This window comes from Paenibacillus sp. FSL H7-0442 (assembly GCF_038593105.1).
In the GTDB taxonomy this organism is placed as follows: domain Bacteria; phylum Bacillota; class Bacilli; order Paenibacillales; family Paenibacillaceae; genus Paenibacillus; species Paenibacillus polymyxa_D.
This window is the reverse complement of record NZ_CP151963.1, coordinates 53,880-69,282: the sequence shown is the minus strand read 5'-3', so window position 1 is coordinate 69,282 and position 15,403 is coordinate 53,880. Positions and strand designations below refer to the sequence as shown.

Genomic DNA, 15,403 nt, shown 5'->3' with positions numbered 1-15,403 from the left:
CGACATAATTACAGCTCGAAATTGTATAGTGGTGTACTCAGGTAACGTTCTCCATTACTTGGAATAATGACAACGATCCGTTTACCCTTGCCCAATCGCTTAGCAAGTTTCAAAGCCGCATGGACAGCCGCGCCAGATGAAATACCGGACAAAATGCCCTCTTCCTTGGCCACTCTACGTGCTACCTCGAAAGCTTCATCGTTTTCTACATGAATAATTTCATCATAGATATCACGGTTTAAAATTTCAGGAATAAAGTTGGCACCCAACCCTTGGATCTTGTGGGGTCCTGGCTTACCGCCTGCTAACAGCGGGGAAGAGGCAGGTTCTACGGCCACAACTTTAATATCAGGGAATTCTTTTTTAAGCACTTCACCGGCTCCAGAAATGGTTCCGCCAGTACCTATTCCCGCTATAAAAGCGTCCAGAGTTCCGCCAATGGAACGAATGGCTTCCACAATCTCAGGACCGGTCGTTTCACGGTGAATTTTGATATTAGCTTTGTTCTTGAACTGCTCAGCAGCAAAATAATCCGGATTTTCACTCAGCAATTCTTCCATTTTCTTAACGGACCCGTTCATGCCTTCTGATCCTGGTGTTAACACAAGTTCGGCTCCATAAGCGCGCAACAAATTACGACGCTCTATGCTCATCGTTTCTGGCATAACGATGACTGCTTTATAGCCCTTCGCAGCAGCAACCATAGCCAAGCCGATTCCTGTATTACCGCTAGTTGCTTCAATAATGGTACCGCCTGGCTTAAGCAGACCTTCACGTTCAGCTTCTTCTACCATACTAATCGCAATACGGTCTTTTACACTGGAGCCTGGGTTCTGATATTCCAGTTTCAAATAGATTTCGGCGCTATCTTCCGGTACGATCCGGTTGAGGCGAACGAGGGGGGTTTCCCCGATAAGTTCGGTGATGTTATTAACAACTTTAGCCATGATAATTCCTCCCTGACTGTAGATGATATATTAAAAAGTGCGAAATCATATTGTAGATCATTCTTAGTCAATCACTTTAATTTTGTACCGTTCATTTAATTTCCGATAAAAATAGTGGGTTTTATACGCTAATCATAACAATCTTCAATTCCAATGTCAATACAAGTGAGTAAGCTGCGATGCTGTCAACCCGCGTTATCAGCATCGCGCTTCCTTCAAACCAATATTCTTTCACTACGTTACAGAGAAGCGGAGGATGCATTCTTTCCAGATAAAATACGCGCTCCATACTTATCACGCAGACTCTTCTCAACCTCTTCCAAAGGAGCGGCTTGTGCAAGCGCAAGAGATCGACGAATTTGCTGCCGGATCTGCTGCTTATCCGAGGAATTCTTCAACCGGACATCCTGTACATAAATGACAGCATAGCAATCGTTAACAGAGATTGGACCCGCAACATCCCCAGAGCTTAGCTCTCTCGCCGCCTTCATAATCGCCTCCGGTTGCAATGGATCATATTCATCCACCCATCCCAGCTGTCCACTACTATCTTTGTCGAAAGGCTTACCTGAATGCTCTTGAATCAGCACATCGAAGCTCTCCCCCTGCTTAACCCGGTCTAGCAACGCTTCTGCTTCCTCCGCATTATCCACATAAAGAGCTGCCAATTGGATCTGCTTACCGACGGCAAATTCCTCGGGATGCTGCTCCCAATACTCGTCAATCTCAGCTTCCTGAACTTGAATACCCTGCGTAGCTATTTTCTCCAAACCAATCCGGTATTCCGCTTCATTCCGCAAGTCAACCGGATCTAAGCCAAACTGTCGCTGCATTTCATCAAAGTAGGTATGATCTGAGTCATACCCTTTACTATCCTGCTCCAGCACCTGCTGTAAGTCCTCTTGGGTGATCTTGATACCGAGACGCTTGGTTTCAGCCTGCACGGCTTTACGATTCAACATTTGCAACAGCGTATTGGTTCCATATCGCTTTTTCAGTTCCGCTACCCACTGTTCCTCCGATATGCCTTCCTGACCCATCTCCGCCACAGTATGATCGCCGTCATCCTTGCTTACATCACCCGGCTTTGACAGCCCCCGAAGCATGATAAGACCACCCAAGGCGGCGACGCTAACGGTCAGAATAATGACAGCTGTCCATAATCCCTTTTCCCGTGTAGTCATCGCTTGCACCGCCCATCCGGTTAGGCTTTGGCTTGATCTAACAGATTTTGCAGCTCATCTTTATTAAACTGATAAGCCTCATTACAAAAGTGACATACGACCTCAGCCTGTCCTTCTTCCTCAATTAACTGCTCTAGTTCGCTTTCTCCCAAACTGATCAATGTTTTTTCCACGCGCTCACGTGAACACTCACATTGAAAATGGATATCCAATTCATCGAGAATCCGAACGTCCGGCAACATCCAGCGCAGCATTTCATCAAGTTCCAACCCTTGATCCAGCAAAGCGGTAACGGGCGGAATGGAGCTGACTGCATTTTCGATCGCAGTTATCTCATCATCATTCAAGCCTGGAAGCAATTGGATAATAAATCCACCGGCCACAATAACCGAGTTATCAGTATCTACCAGCACACCCAAGCCCACCGCTGACGGGGTCTGCTCCGATTTGGCAAAGTAATAGGTAAAGTCCTCACCCAGTTCACCGGAAATAATCGGAGTACTGCCGCGATACGGTTCTTTTAACCCCAAATCCTTGATGATATGAATGAACCCCTCTGTACCTACAGCACCCGCTACATCCAGTTTGCCCATACTATTGCTCGGCAAATGCACATGTGGTTCAGTAACATAACCTCGCACTTCCCCTACAGCATTGGCATCAACGACGATTTGCCCAATCGGTCCATCACCTTTAACTTGAATGGTTAATCGCTCTTTGCCTTTTAGCATAGAACCCATAATAGCTCCTGCTGTGAGGGTTCGCCCCAAAGCAGCGGTAGCCGTTGGATACGTATCATGTCTTCTCCGCAATTCCTCTACCAATTGAGTTGTCCGAACAGCAAAAGCTCTAACCCTCCCATCCATGGCTGTGCCACGAATAAGTCGATCCTGCTTATTTTCCATATTGATATCCTCCCCTATTCTCCAGGACAGCTATGCTGCTTATTTTCGTTAGTATTGCTCATCATTGAAGCATAATTTCCTACTATATAAACAACCTGCATCGACAGATCACGCGAATTGTTCAAAAACGTAACATATTTCAGTATAGACGAAAAACGCCGCTAATCCAAACCGATAAGATCATCGGTTGGACGCAGCGGCAGCTTATATCCACTTTTTTATTCAGCGTTACGTTGGTAAATGATACGTAATCCTTCAAGCGTCAACATCGGCAACACTTTCTGAATGCTCTCTGTCTCTGATGCGATTAGCTCTGCAAGACCTCCGGTAGCAATAACCGTAGGCTCCGCCTGCATTTCTTCCTTAATGCGTCTCACAATGCCATCCACTTGCCCAGCATAACCGAAGATAATCCCAGCTTGCATGGCATGAACCGTATTACGACCAATAACCTTTTTGGGTTTCTCCAACTCGATACGGGGCAGCTTGGAAGCCCGTTGATACAGTGCCTCTGTCGAAATTCCGATACCCGGCACTATTACACCACCCAAGTAGTTTCCCTTATCGTCAATACAATCAAACGTCGTCGCGGTTCCAAAATCCACCACAACCAGCGGCCCGCCGAACCGTTCGACAGCCGCAACAGCGTTCACGATCCGATCCGCACCTACTTCACGCGGATTCTCATAACACAGGTTAAGACCGGTCTTGATTCCCGGTCCGACGATTAACGGCGTTTTGCCTATATATTTATCGCACATTTCTTCTAATACACGGACCAATGGCGGAACGACAGAGGAAATAATAACTCCATGGATGTCATCCTTTAATACGCCACCCATACTAAAAAGATTATGTATGAGTACGCCGTATTCATCTGCGGTTGCCTGTCTGGAGGTACTGATCCGGTAATGGTGCAACAGCTCCCGCCCTTCGTACATCCCCAGAACAATATTGGTATTACCTACATCCACTACAAGAATCAATGGGTGTCACCTATCTTTCTTTGCGTTAAGGTCAAGGCTGATATCCAGACTATGAAAAGAGTATGTCAGCCTGCCTACAGAAATTACATCTACGCCACTCTCGGCCATCTCACGCACTGTATCCAGCGATACATTGCCCGAGGCTTCTGTTTTGACATGTGGGGCCCGCTCACGAATGAACCGAACGGCTTCCTTCATATCTGGGACAGACATGTTATCCAGCATAATGATATCCGCCCCAGCTTCCAGGGCTTCTTGAACTTGTTTCATGTCTTCCGTCTCTACTTCAATCGTCATCGTATGCGGTATATTAGCGCGCGCTCGACTCACAGCTTGTTCAATCCCACCTGCGCCCTTAATATGATTATCCTTAATCATAACAGCATCGTACAGACCAAAGCGATGATTCGAGCCACCGCCTACACGAACAGCATACTTCTCCAGCAGTCGATGTCCCGGTGTTGTTTTACGTGTATCCACCAAGCGAGTGGACAGACCTTGTAATTGATCTATAAAAGCCCGAGTCCGCGTGGCAATGCCAGACATCCGTTGGAGCAAATTTAACGCCAGTCGCTCCCCGGTCAGAATTGCATGGGTACTCCCCGTTACTTCTGCCAAAACGCTCCCCTTTTCAATCCACTGTCCATCGACTACCAGCGGAGTAAACGACAAGGAAGCGTCCACTACCTGAAATACAAGGGCAGCCACGGGTATACCCGCAACCACGCCGCTCTCCTTGGCATGAATAACAGCCTTGGATTGGTGGCCCTGCTCAATCGTCCAGCGTGTGGTCACATCGCCAGAGCCCGTATCTTCTCGCAGCCAGCTGCGAATTTGTGCCGTCAGTTCTTCCTGATATCCACTAAACTCTCCATAAAGCTCGCTGTTAGATGTCATGAACGTACTCCTCCGTTATCCCTTGCTCACGTCTCTGCTGAACATGCTTTCGCCAGACGCTATCATCTGTCTCAGGAAAATCCTCGCGATAATGCGCTCCCCGGCTCTCCTCACGCAGTAGCGCACTATCTGTTACTAATAAAGCACATGTGAGCAAATTGGCAAATTCGATCTCTTCCCGACTAGCGATCACAGCATCGAAAATAGGCAATTGCTCTTGCAGCTCATCTAATGCTGCTTGCAGCCCTTCGCCGTGCCGACGAACTCCAGCATAACGAACCATTGCTTCTTGCAGCTTATGCCGCCGCTCCGCCACGGATGAAGCCAGGAACTCTGTGCGGTTATCGCTATAGGATATCAACGTATGGCCGACCAGCGGTGGCAATGAATGCAGTCGCTCAATAATCCTACTGGCGAATACAATAGCTTCAGATAGCGAATTGCTCGCCAGACGATTAGCTCCGTGAACACCTGTAGAAGAGGTCTCCCCGCAGGCGAATAAACGCGCAATGGAGCTTTCCCCGTGTAAATTGGTCTGAACACCACCCATCATATAATGGGCAGCAGGCGCAATGGGAATCCAGTCTGTCGTCATATCCAAACCAAATGACAGACATGTCCGATAAATGGTTGGAAAACGTCGCTTCACCCGCTCAGGCGGCTCATGCGTAATATCCAAGTATACAAACGCAGCTTGGGTGCGTTCCATCTCATGAATGATAGCACGAGCTACGATATCTCTGGGTGCAAGCTCCTGCCGTGAATCATACTTGTCCATGAAGCGTTCTCCGTGAATATTGCGTAACACGGCTCCTTCTCCCCGTACAGCTTCGGAAATTAGAAACCTTGGAGCGCCCGGATGGCACAACGCCGTAGGATGAAACTGTATGAATTCCATATCCCGGACAATCGCCCCAGCGCGATACGCCATAGCAATACCATCCCCGGTTGCAATATCCGGGTTGGTCGTATAACGGTATAATTGCCCGCTACCTCCTGAGCACAAAATCGTTGCATTAACAGTGATATACGACCTTTCCCCACCTGGCTTTTGGACGAGGGCCCCAATACACTCACCATGCTCAGTCAGCAGGTCGATGACCATGCACTCTTCCCACACTTCGATACCGGGATGAGCAGCAACCTGCTTTGACAACGCACGAACAATTTCATAACCCGTAGCGTCTCCATTCGCATGCAAAATACGCCGATGGCTATGCGCTCCTTCCCGTGTCAATGCTAGTTCACCATCCACACGATCAAAAGCCGTTCCCATACGTATTAACTCTTGAATACCAACTGGACCTTCATGGACAAGCGTTCTGACCGCCTCTGGTTCGCACAAACCTGCACCAGCAATCAGGGTGTCCTGCATATGATAAGCAGGTGTATCCTCATCCGATGTGACAGCAGCAATGCCGCCTTGAGCATAACGTGTGTTGCTTTCCATCAAAGTCTTCTTGGTGATCAGCAACACCTTCCGATTCTCTGCAGCCTTAATGGCTGTATATAAGCCCGCAATGCCCGAGCCGATAATTAACACGTCGGCTTCCAATCGGGTCAATTCCGCTACATCAAAATCAACTAGATATCTTGGAATCATGCCTTCACCTGATTTCACAGAAGAATAGCGCACACCATAGGTTCTACAGTATGCGCTCACGTATATGTTCAAAATAATAGAAAGTCGATTGCAGCAGCTGTTGGCTTTTATAAGCTAAGAAGACGACAGCCGTTTATTTAACAATAAATGTACACAACGTTCCGGTGTCTGTCAAATCACGTTAGCAATAATCTTCCATTTAAAAAGCTCCGGAAAACCAATAATACCTGGTTCCCCGGAGCTTGCATATACGCTTATTCAACTATCCATTGAATGATTAGGTTGTTGTCGGTGGAGTACCACCGGAGTTGCCCGAATTGTTATCATCCTCTGGCTTTTGCAGATTAGGGATATCATTCGGTTGATCTGTTGTATTCTTAGGCTCGTCATCCTTACCTTGAATACGTACACGGACGTCTCCAATGTTGTCGATCACAGGCTCACCGTTTTCCGGTGTTCCTTCTCCCTCAGTCGTGCCACCATCCAAAGAACCTGTCTCAATCAAACGTTTGATTTGTTCAAGTTCCAAGGTTTCTTCTACCAGCAAGGTTTGAGCAATCAAATGAACCTCTTTGGAATACTTGGTCAGGAGTTCTCTAGCACGCTCATAAGATTCAGTGATGAAACGATTCATCTCCTGGTCAATCTGATAAGCGATCTGATCACTGTAGTTCTGCTCATGACCGATATCGCGTCCAAGGAATACTTGGCCTTGTGAAGTACCGAACTGCATCGGACCAAGTTTCTCACTCATACCATATTCTACGATCATGCTGCGTGCAATGCTTGTTGCTTGTTGGAAGTCGCTATAGGCTCCTGTTCCGATCTCACCAATGAACAGTTCCTCGGATACGCGTCCACCCAACAATCCAGTGATTTTGTCCAGCAATTCCTGCTTGGTTGTCAGCATGCGGTCTTCCTTCGGAAGCATAATGACATATCCGCCTGCACGTCCACGTGGAATAATTGTTACCTTGTGAACCATATCGGCATTTTCCAAGAAGAAACCGATAATCGTATGGCCTGCTTCATGATAAGCAACAATTCGTTTCTCGCGGTCACTGATTACGCGGCTGCGTTTTTCTGTACCTACGATAACACGGTCGATGGCTTCATCTACTTCTCGCATCGAAATATCCCTGCGGTTACGACGAGCCGCCAACAAGGCAGCTTCGTTCAATAGATTTTCCAGATCAGCGCCTGTAAAGCCTGTTGTACGTTTCGCAATTACGTCCAATTTAACATCCTTCGTTAATGGCTTGTTGCGAGCATGTACATACAATACTGCTTCACGGCCTTTAACATCTGGACGGTCAACCGTAATTTGCCGGTCAAAACGTCCTGGACGAAGCAACGCCGGGTCTAGAATATCCGGACGGTTTGTAGCAGCTACGATGATAATACCTTCGTTTGCGCCGAATCCATCCATCTCTACGAGCAATTGGTTGAGCGTCTGCTCACGTTCATCATGTCCGCCACCCAATCCAGCGCCACGTTGACGTCCAACGGCATCAATCTCATCAATGAAAATGATACAAGGTGCGTTCTTCTTAGCGTTCTCGAACAAATCGCGAACACGGGAAGCACCGACCCCGACGAACATTTCTACAAAATCAGAACCCGAGATGCTGAAAAACGGTACTCCGGCCTCGCCTGCAACAGCTCTCGCCAAGAGTGTTTTACCCGTACCTGGAGGGCCCACTAACAGAACACCTTTTGGAATACGAGCGCCCACAGCTGCAAACTTGCGTGGGTCTTTCAAGAATTCTACAACTTCGACAAGCTCCTGCTTCTCTTCGTCAGCCCCTGCCACGTCCTCGAACGTAACCTTCTTCTTCTCTTCGTTATACAGACGGGCTTTGCTCTTGCCGAAGTTCATAACTTTGCCGCCACCGCCCTGTGCCTGATTAAACAGGAAGAAGAACAACAGGAACATGATCACCAAAGGAATGATAGAAGTCAAAAACGTCAGCCAGATGCTTTCGCCTTCCATTTTCTTCTGTACATATTCAAACCCGTTCGTTTCGCTGGCATTTACCAGTTCACTTAGTGCTTGATCCGTTGGTGGAACATATACGGAAAAATTGGTCGATTTAGCATTAGCCGGCTGCTTCTTATATGCACCGGTTACAAGATAGGCGTAACCGTCAAATTGGACCGTTACTTTAGAGATGTTATTAGCTTTAACCTCTTGCCGTAATTGGTCATATCTAGGGAGATCGGAGGCTTCGTTACTGTTGCTAACAAACTGAACGATACCCACCACAACTAAAAAAAGAATCAAATAAAAACCAGAATTCCGGATGAACCGATTCATCCCCTACCTCCTCTCGAGACACTTAAGTTATTTTACCATAGCCTGTAAGTCCTTCTCAACAAAGGGCCTAATTTAGTCCTAGGACTGGAGGCTGAGATTAGCTGGTGTAGATTTCCGGCTTTAAAATCCCTATGTATGGGAGGTTCCGGTAGTGCTCGGCATAGTCCAGACCATAGCCGACAACAAACGCATCTGGAAGCGTAAATCCAGTATAATCTGCTTCAAGATTAACTGTCCGGCGTGCAGGCTTGTCGAACAAGGTTACGACACATACCGAATTGGCATTACGGTTTTTAAGCAATTCAATCAAATGCGTCAGCGTCAGGCCGCTGTCGATAATATCTTCGACAATCAGAACGTCGCGTCCTTCTACAGATGCGTCCAAATCCTTAATGATTTTGATGATACCCGAGGATTTTGTGGATGCTCCATAACTTGATACAGCCATGAAATCAAGCTCCAACGGCACTGTAATGGTTTTAACCAAATCAGCCATGAAGATAAACGCACCTTTCAGTACGCAAATCACCAATGGATTTTTCCCCTCATATTTTACGCTGAGCTGTGCACCCAATTCCTTAATTTTACTCTGAATTTCTTCTTCGCTGATCAATATTTCCTGAATATCATTTTGCAACGGTGTAAACCTCCTAAGTTTATACTATGAAAGCCGTTCCTGTGCAATTACCGGTGCCCCGGACTCTCTCGTCTTTGCCATGACATATATATAACCGAAGACGTGTGCTTTTGCACTGCGGCATGTACAGAACGCCGTACGCCCGGAATCCAGAGAATAGCTCCAGAGTGGTCGCAGACGATGGGAATAACGGAACGCATTGAAGGAGGTATTTTTTCATTAATAAAAATATCTTTAACCTTTTTTCTTCCGTTTAATCCCATTACATACATGGTATCTCCAGGTAATCGCGAGCGTACAGTCAAAGGCAGACTCAATTGATCTACGTCGAACCATGCTTCCTCCTTATTGGTCGGATGGTCCCCGTCCAAATAGGAAGCCCTTCGCCACCGGAGTATACCACCTGCCTCAGGCAACTCTAGCTCACCGGAAATAGGCAATACACTTAGTCCATAGCACCATTCGCCCATAACGACTTGCGTACGGTCAAACAAAACCGCTTGGTCATATTCGCGGACTCCAACCGCACCGCCTCCCAAATCCAAACTCCATGTAGACGATGCCTCTTGGAGAAGTCTTAGTCGAACGGTCTCAATTTTACGAAAATCAAAATTTTCACTGTCCGAAGGCAGATAATTTAATATTAGTTTAATCAACCTCCGTTGTAAAGCAACGGGTAGCTTACGGTATGAAGCGATGGGAAACATGTACCTGCCATTATCCAAGCGTACCATTTTCTCGTATGCCGACAGCGTAGATGCCTCCATAAAGTCATTTTCGTCAGCCATCGTTTCGGCCAGCCGGTTTAGGGACGGTGTCAGTCGCTCATTATATTGCCCCAAAAAAGGAAGCACATCCATGCGAATGGCGTTACGGCGGTATTTGGACGATAAATTAGTGCTGTCTATCACGTAGGAAAGACCATACAAGTTACAAAACTCAATCAGGTCAGCCTTGTACATACGTAGCAGCGGGCGAATGAGTTGCACATTTTTTTCATTGCGTGCCAAACGCATACCCGCCAAACCTGCTGGGCCGCTACCACGCAGCAAGTGCAAGAGAACCGTTTCGGCTTGATCGTCGCCGTGGTGGGCCATTGCAATATGCTGCGCTTCCCATTTTGTAGCCATATCATGTAAAAAGCTATAGCGCATCTCGCGGGCTGCTTCCTGTGGTCCCTTCCCACTCTCCTTCATATAAGCGGGTACATCGACCCGAGTCATTTCAAATGGAAGTTCAAGCTTTCGGGCAGTATTGCGTACCACTTCAGCCTCCGCATCCGATTCCTCTGGTCTGAATCCATGATGAACGTGAGCGCAGACGAGTTGTAAAGGCATATGTATAACGGATATTTCATGTAAAATGTGCAAAAGGGCCACCGAATCCGGCCCACCGGATACAGCAACCACAATGCGGTCTCCGGGGCTCCACAGTGAATGATCTCGCGCCAAGGCGAGCACTTCCTGTACAACACCGGTCGGTTTTGTTGTTCCCATTCACGACCCTCTTTTCTCCCGACCGTAAAAATGATGATCATCTGTTATCTTATGTAAGTCATGCTGCTACCTTAACGCAATCCAGAGCGCTCCGGCAAGCAGCAAAAGCGATACCGTGAAAGCATATCCCAGCCAGCGTGGATTCCCTCTTTTGGCCGACGATTGCCTGACATGTGCGGAAGCCAAACGTGACCAAGATCGGGCCGCTGCACGAGTATCGGAATATTCCCCACGCACTGCACCCAGTAGCCATTCGGCATAGGGGCGTAATACACGGCTGCGGCGAATGATGACCGTCAATTCTGCCGTATTACGCAACTGTGGCAGCCTGCTGGCAGCCGCCTTTAACGATTCGCTCTCCAATATATGAATCGTTAGAAGAGCGAAGGCAAACAGGTCATACTGGGAATCGGCATTTCGGCTGCCAGCATTCCAGAATCCCCTGTCATACCACTCTGTAAATTGTTTAACACTCCGGCCAGCAAGAGACACCCCACCGTAATCAATTAATTCAGCCTCTCCATAGGCATTGACCAAAATATTCTGCGGCTTCAGGTCGCCAAACACCCACCCTGCCTGATGGAGATCCGCCAGACGATTCAGTATACCGGTTCCAGCCACGCCATACCATTCCGGCCCTTTGGCTGCCACAAAGCGATGAAGTGGATCACCCTTAACGTACCGCATAACATAAAAGGGTATCTCTCCGCTGCGTAACACTACATCATCCACCTCAAACAAAAAGGAAGGATTCCCATTTCGCTGGAGGGCGGTCTGAGTGCCCTGAGACTGCAATGTGGTTAGCACATTAATCTCCGATTGCAGATCAAGCGTGTTCTTCCCCATTTTCAGAGCAAATTGCCGATCGGCCTGTGCTTCTTTTACCAAATATACAGTTCCGTTCGCTCCCCGGCCCAGCAAGCGCTGGATGACATAGCTGCTCCGCTTCCACTTGCCCTTGATGACCGTTCCGGGTGCAAGAACGGGATCAGACGACGTAGTCACCGAGCATCCCTTCTCCTTTGCCATAGGATTCTTCCAGATCTTTCTGTTCTCCTAGTGTAACATATCGGTAATAATCAATCACTTGTAAAATGGCAGGACCTGTCGGTGTTGCCCCTTTCATCCGCAAGCGTCCAAATATCGATTTGATCTGATTAAGCTCAGAGGTCCAACCGATATCCATGACTGCGTCTTCTCCCATTTTGCCGCCCGGAAAATGAAATACAGATATACGGCTGTGTCCGCTTCTGGACTGTAAACTGAGCAGCAAATCACGAATGCTGTCCTCTACAGCAGGCAGCTTGGGCTTCATGCTCGCACTTGCATCAATGAGTAAAGCAATCTCCAGGGTGCTTGTTTCTGTCAGCTCATCCATCACCTCAACCACTTGGGCTCGTTTTGCCGGAGGAAGTTCACCGATATGTTTGGCGCCACCCTCGCCCAAAATGTGCGTTAACTCTCTATTAACCGCCTGCTGAATGGTTTGAACCACCGTTTTGCGCGTCATCATCTGCATGGTCTGTGCCAACTGCTTCGTCCCAACGATTTGGCTAAACCCTCCCCCTGCTTTAGCAATTTCTTGAATCTCCGCGCTGCCAAGCTCGCCAATAGTTCCATAATCTATGACTCCGGCGACATTCACTGTAATACCTTCCCGTAGAGCTTGGGCAGCCGCCATGACTGGACTAACACCTACATTTGAGCACCCGTCTGTTATGATCAAAATTTGCTTCATCGTTTTTTGACCTCCGCTTCCTCTTAATCTATTCCGATAGATTCTATCTTTGCCTAATCCGGAACGATTCAAACGAAGGATGCGGATTTTTAAAAAGCGAATAAGGAATTTCCCGGGCAATGTCGGATTAGCTCACCGTCCGTGGACGTTCCAACCACCTCATGCCAGGTACATGGAGAGTTGCCCATTCTGGGCGGAAGTGATCTATTTTACTAACGACTACTGTCATATCGTCATAGATTTGATTTTGTTGGTATCGAATAACCCGTTCTAGCAAACAGTCGGCCAACTGCTGAGGATCTTCGCTTTCAATCTCCTGAATCATGCGTTTCATCCATATTTCCTTATTAACCGCGTAACCCGGTGAGTCGTATATACCGTCTGTAATCATAATGAGAATATCACCCGGCTGGAGCTGCAGGGATACCAAATCAATTTCAATATCCTGTATAATGCCAATCGGCAAATTGCTGGCAGATACGGGAATGACCTCCTCTCCTCTTTTAATAAAGCTTGGCGTAGACCCAATTTTCATAAAGGTTGTCTGGGCCGTATACTGATCAATCAGCGCCATATCGACCGTAGCATACATTTCCTCAGGTGATCGCAGCATCAGGACAGAGTTAACCGACTTGATCGCCAATTTTTCGTCCATACCCGATTGCAGTAATTCCTCTAAAATGTTAAGTGCTGCACTGCTCTCTTGCTGCGCGCGCTCTCCGTTCCCCATACCATCGCTTAACGAGACTGCAAAAGTCCCGTTCCCTAGCTCCATCATGCTGTAGCTGTCTCCTGAGAAAAAATCGCCTCCTTTGGCGGCGCTAGCTACCCCTGTAGCAATCTCATACGTTTTAGCAGAGCCGAACATGACTGTAGCTAAGCCTTGGCGGCGATCTGCCTCCGTTTCGCGCATCACAGCTATATGCTCGTCCAGTATGTCCGACAGCAGTGGAGCAATGATTTTCCGACATTCATCAAATCCCCTTGTATAGGCATGGACAATCTCTATTTCTACCTGACCTGCATCCAGGTTAATAATCTCAATAGATTGGATGGACAATCCCAGTCTATCAAGAGCCTCTCGTATTTGCTCCTCCTGCCGATGCATGGTCTGCCCTTCCCGCTGAATTTCTCGCGCTAAATCCTCCATAATTTGTGATACACCCGATAGCTGGTCAGCAACAAGCTGACGACTATCGTATACTTGGCGCTTCCATTGCATATTATGTTGGTAGAGGCTATACTGCTGCTTCATCACTTGCAGGACAGCGCCCGTTTTAGCACATGCCTTGCTCCATTGCGGGGGTATCTGCTCCGGCTCCAAATCCGGGTTATCCTCAATGGCGCTCATCATTTCCGTCATATACTGATGGGTTTGCATAAACTTGCCGTCCCAGCACTGCTCACACTTGAAGCAGGAGGCACATGTCCCTTCGGCCACCGCATTCATAAAATGTTCGATTTCTCCGTCCGACTTCGTACTCTCACTCGCAGATATCTGGTGAAAGCTGCGGGATAACTGACTGAATACACGGGAAAACTTCGTTACCCGCTCTGCGGTGAGATCGCGAACCCTTTTGGCATATTCATGCTGATATTTAGCATGGTCCTGCGTACCGGGAACATAGGTAGAAACCGCTTTAAAGAAACTTTTTGGGGTCATTAAAAATAATAGAATCGCCGCACAGCTCTCCCAGGTTGACGTCAGCACGTCCCCGGTCCCATCCAAATAGATCGTCAGAATGGAGGAGCCTAGCAGCATCCCAAGCGCAACAGCACCTTTTTTCCCTTCACGCAGCATCCCTGCCAGCAAACCTGCAAAAGCGAGTAAACTCATCTGCACAATTGCAGACATATTGGCCAAGCTTAAAATTAAACCGGTAATTACACCGACCGATGCACCCAGCGAAGCACCTCCCACCAAAGCAAACACCAAGACCAAATATCGCGACAATACATGATCGACAGACAATGAATGAACAGTCCATCCTACTGCTCCCGTCATCACAGAGGCTAATAATATAATAAGACATAAAATTTCCTCATTTTTGAGCTGGCTTGTCTTCTTGCGGTACGTAAACAACGGTATGGCCTGTGTAAATACCAGCGTAAGCATAAAGCTGAGAACCGCATCCGTTCCCACAATGATAAGTTCATACCATGTGAAAGTTGGAGCCATCACGGCGTTAAATAAATTGACCATAAACACAGACAAGAAAACCATAAGCGGAGCATAGGATAGTTCCAGACGATCGAAGGTTCGTAACCCGCGATACAGGAGATAAAATACCAGTAGCTCACCACCAATCATAAATAACGATGGGTAAGGAGCTAACAGGCTGCCTAACACAACGGACACAGCTACAGGCAGCATCAGGTCACGCCGAAGGAACGTTATGACCGCAAAATAAGCGAGGGCAAAAGGAGAAAGCTCGTCCAAAATAGTGGCGCGTCCCAGTAGAACTCCCATAGCCGACAATAGCAGCATCCATCTTTGCGCTGTTACCCATTGCACCACTTTATGTGAATCCAGCCGTTTTCTGAGTCTGGAAGACCAACCTTCCGTACGCTCTTTGGATTTGGACTTTCTAGATTTTAACCCCGGAAAATGTACCACGTTCCATTTCTCCATCATGCGTCAGGCACCCCATTCATCAATTTGATGTTCCCATCTTAAACCGGAATGATTGAGA

At 47.6% G+C, this 15,403-nt stretch carries 12 protein-coding genes; all 12 read right to left on the bottom strand.

Annotation, left to right across the window (positions count from 1 at the left end; translation table 11 throughout):
- Window positions 1–8: 8 nt before the first annotated feature.
- The gene (gene cysK / locus MHH57_RS00325; RefSeq protein ID WP_134903395.1) at window positions 9–947 is read right to left on the bottom strand and encodes a cysteine synthase A; all 939 of its coding nucleotides are present in this window, start codon (window positions 945–947) and stop codon (window positions 9–11) included.
- A 239-nt stretch (window positions 948–1,186) separates the two neighbouring features.
- Window positions 1,187–2,131 carry a peptidyl-prolyl cis-trans isomerase gene (locus MHH57_RS00320; RefSeq protein WP_342434696.1) on the bottom strand — a complete coding sequence of 315 codons (945 nt, stop codon included), beginning with the start codon at window positions 2,129–2,131 and terminating at the stop codon, window positions 1,187–1,189.
- Between the two features lie 20 nt (window positions 2,132–2,151).
- The gene (hslO, locus tag MHH57_RS00315) at window positions 2,152–3,036 is read right to left on the bottom strand and encodes an Hsp33 family molecular chaperone HslO (RefSeq protein ID WP_025718327.1); all 885 of its coding nucleotides are present in this window, start codon (window positions 3,034–3,036) and stop codon (window positions 2,152–2,154) included.
- 218 nt (window positions 3,037–3,254) lie between these two features.
- Entirely contained in the window at window positions 3,255–4,022 is a 768-nt protein-coding gene (locus MHH57_RS00310) for a type III pantothenate kinase (protein ID WP_342434695.1), read from the bottom strand.
- A 6-nt stretch (window positions 4,023–4,028) separates the two neighbouring features.
- A complete protein-coding gene (gene nadC, locus MHH57_RS00305; RefSeq protein WP_342434694.1) occupies window positions 4,029–4,919 on the bottom strand; it encodes a carboxylating nicotinate-nucleotide diphosphorylase in 891 nt (296 codons plus the stop codon).
- Window positions 4,909–6,522: an L-aspartate oxidase gene (gene nadB / locus MHH57_RS00300; RefSeq protein ID WP_342434693.1), complete on the bottom strand. Its 1,614-nt coding sequence runs from the start codon at window positions 6,520–6,522 to the stop codon at window positions 4,909–4,911. The genes nadC and nadB overlap by 11 nt, the downstream gene beginning before the upstream one ends.
- A 277-nt stretch (window positions 6,523–6,799) precedes the next feature.
- Window positions 6,800–8,839, bottom strand: a complete 2,040-nt coding sequence (gene ftsH / locus MHH57_RS00295) for an ATP-dependent zinc metalloprotease FtsH (RefSeq protein WP_028542511.1) — start codon at window positions 8,837–8,839, stop codon at window positions 6,800–6,802.
- 97 nt (window positions 8,840–8,936) lie between these two features.
- The gene (gene hpt / locus MHH57_RS00290) at window positions 8,937–9,476 is read right to left on the bottom strand and encodes a hypoxanthine phosphoribosyltransferase (RefSeq protein WP_025721686.1); all 540 of its coding nucleotides are present in this window, start codon (window positions 9,474–9,476) and stop codon (window positions 8,937–8,939) included.
- Between the two features lie 47 nt (window positions 9,477–9,523).
- Window positions 9,524–10,972 carry a tRNA lysidine(34) synthetase TilS gene (gene tilS, locus MHH57_RS00285; RefSeq protein WP_342434692.1) on the bottom strand — a complete coding sequence of 483 codons (1,449 nt, stop codon included), beginning with the start codon at window positions 10,970–10,972 and terminating at the stop codon, window positions 9,524–9,526.
- A 66-nt stretch (window positions 10,973–11,038) separates the two neighbouring features.
- Window positions 11,039–11,977, bottom strand: a complete 939-nt coding sequence (locus MHH57_RS00280) for a serine/threonine protein kinase (protein WP_342435155.1) — start codon at window positions 11,975–11,977, stop codon at window positions 11,039–11,041.
- A complete protein-coding gene (locus MHH57_RS00275; RefSeq protein WP_023986444.1) occupies window positions 11,961–12,710 on the bottom strand; it encodes a VWA domain-containing protein in 750 nt (249 codons plus the stop codon). Before MHH57_RS00275 ends, MHH57_RS00280 begins: the two co-directional genes overlap by 17 nt.
- 127 nt (window positions 12,711–12,837) lie before the next feature.
- On the bottom strand, window positions 12,838–15,345 hold the full coding sequence (spoIIE, locus tag MHH57_RS00270) for a stage II sporulation protein E (RefSeq protein WP_318628340.1): 2,508 nt from the start codon (window positions 15,343–15,345) through the stop codon (window positions 12,838–12,840).
- Between the last annotated feature and the right edge of the window lie 58 nt (window positions 15,346–15,403).

Coding starts and splice junctions, on each gene's coding strand:
- tilS (WP_342434692.1), bottom strand. CDS start 10,972: ATGGGAACAACAAAACCGACCGGTGTTGTACAGGAAGTGCTCGCCTTG.
- ftsH (WP_028542511.1), bottom strand. CDS start 8,839: ATGAATCGGTTCATCCGGAATTCTGGTTTTTATTTGATTCTTTTTTTA.
- MHH57_RS00275 (WP_023986444.1), bottom strand. CDS start 12,710: ATGAAGCAAATTTTGATCATAACAGACGGGTGCTCAAATGTAGGTGTT.
- cysK (WP_134903395.1), bottom strand. CDS start 947: ATGGCTAAAGTTGTTAATAACATCACCGAACTTATCGGGGAAACCCCC.
- nadC (WP_342434694.1), bottom strand. CDS start 4,919: ATGACATCTAACAGCGAGCTTTATGGAGAGTTTAGTGGATATCAGGAA.
- hslO (WP_025718327.1), bottom strand. CDS start 3,036: ATGGAAAATAAGCAGGATCGACTTATTCGTGGCACAGCCATGGATGGG.
- MHH57_RS00320 (WP_342434696.1), bottom strand. CDS start 2,131: ATGACTACACGGGAAAAGGGATTATGGACAGCTGTCATTATTCTGACC.
- nadB (WP_342434693.1), bottom strand. CDS start 6,522: ATGATTCCAAGATATCTAGTTGATTTTGATGTAGCGGAATTGACCCGA.
- spoIIE (WP_318628340.1), bottom strand. CDS start 15,345: ATGATGGAGAAATGGAACGTGGTACATTTTCCGGGGTTAAAATCTAGA.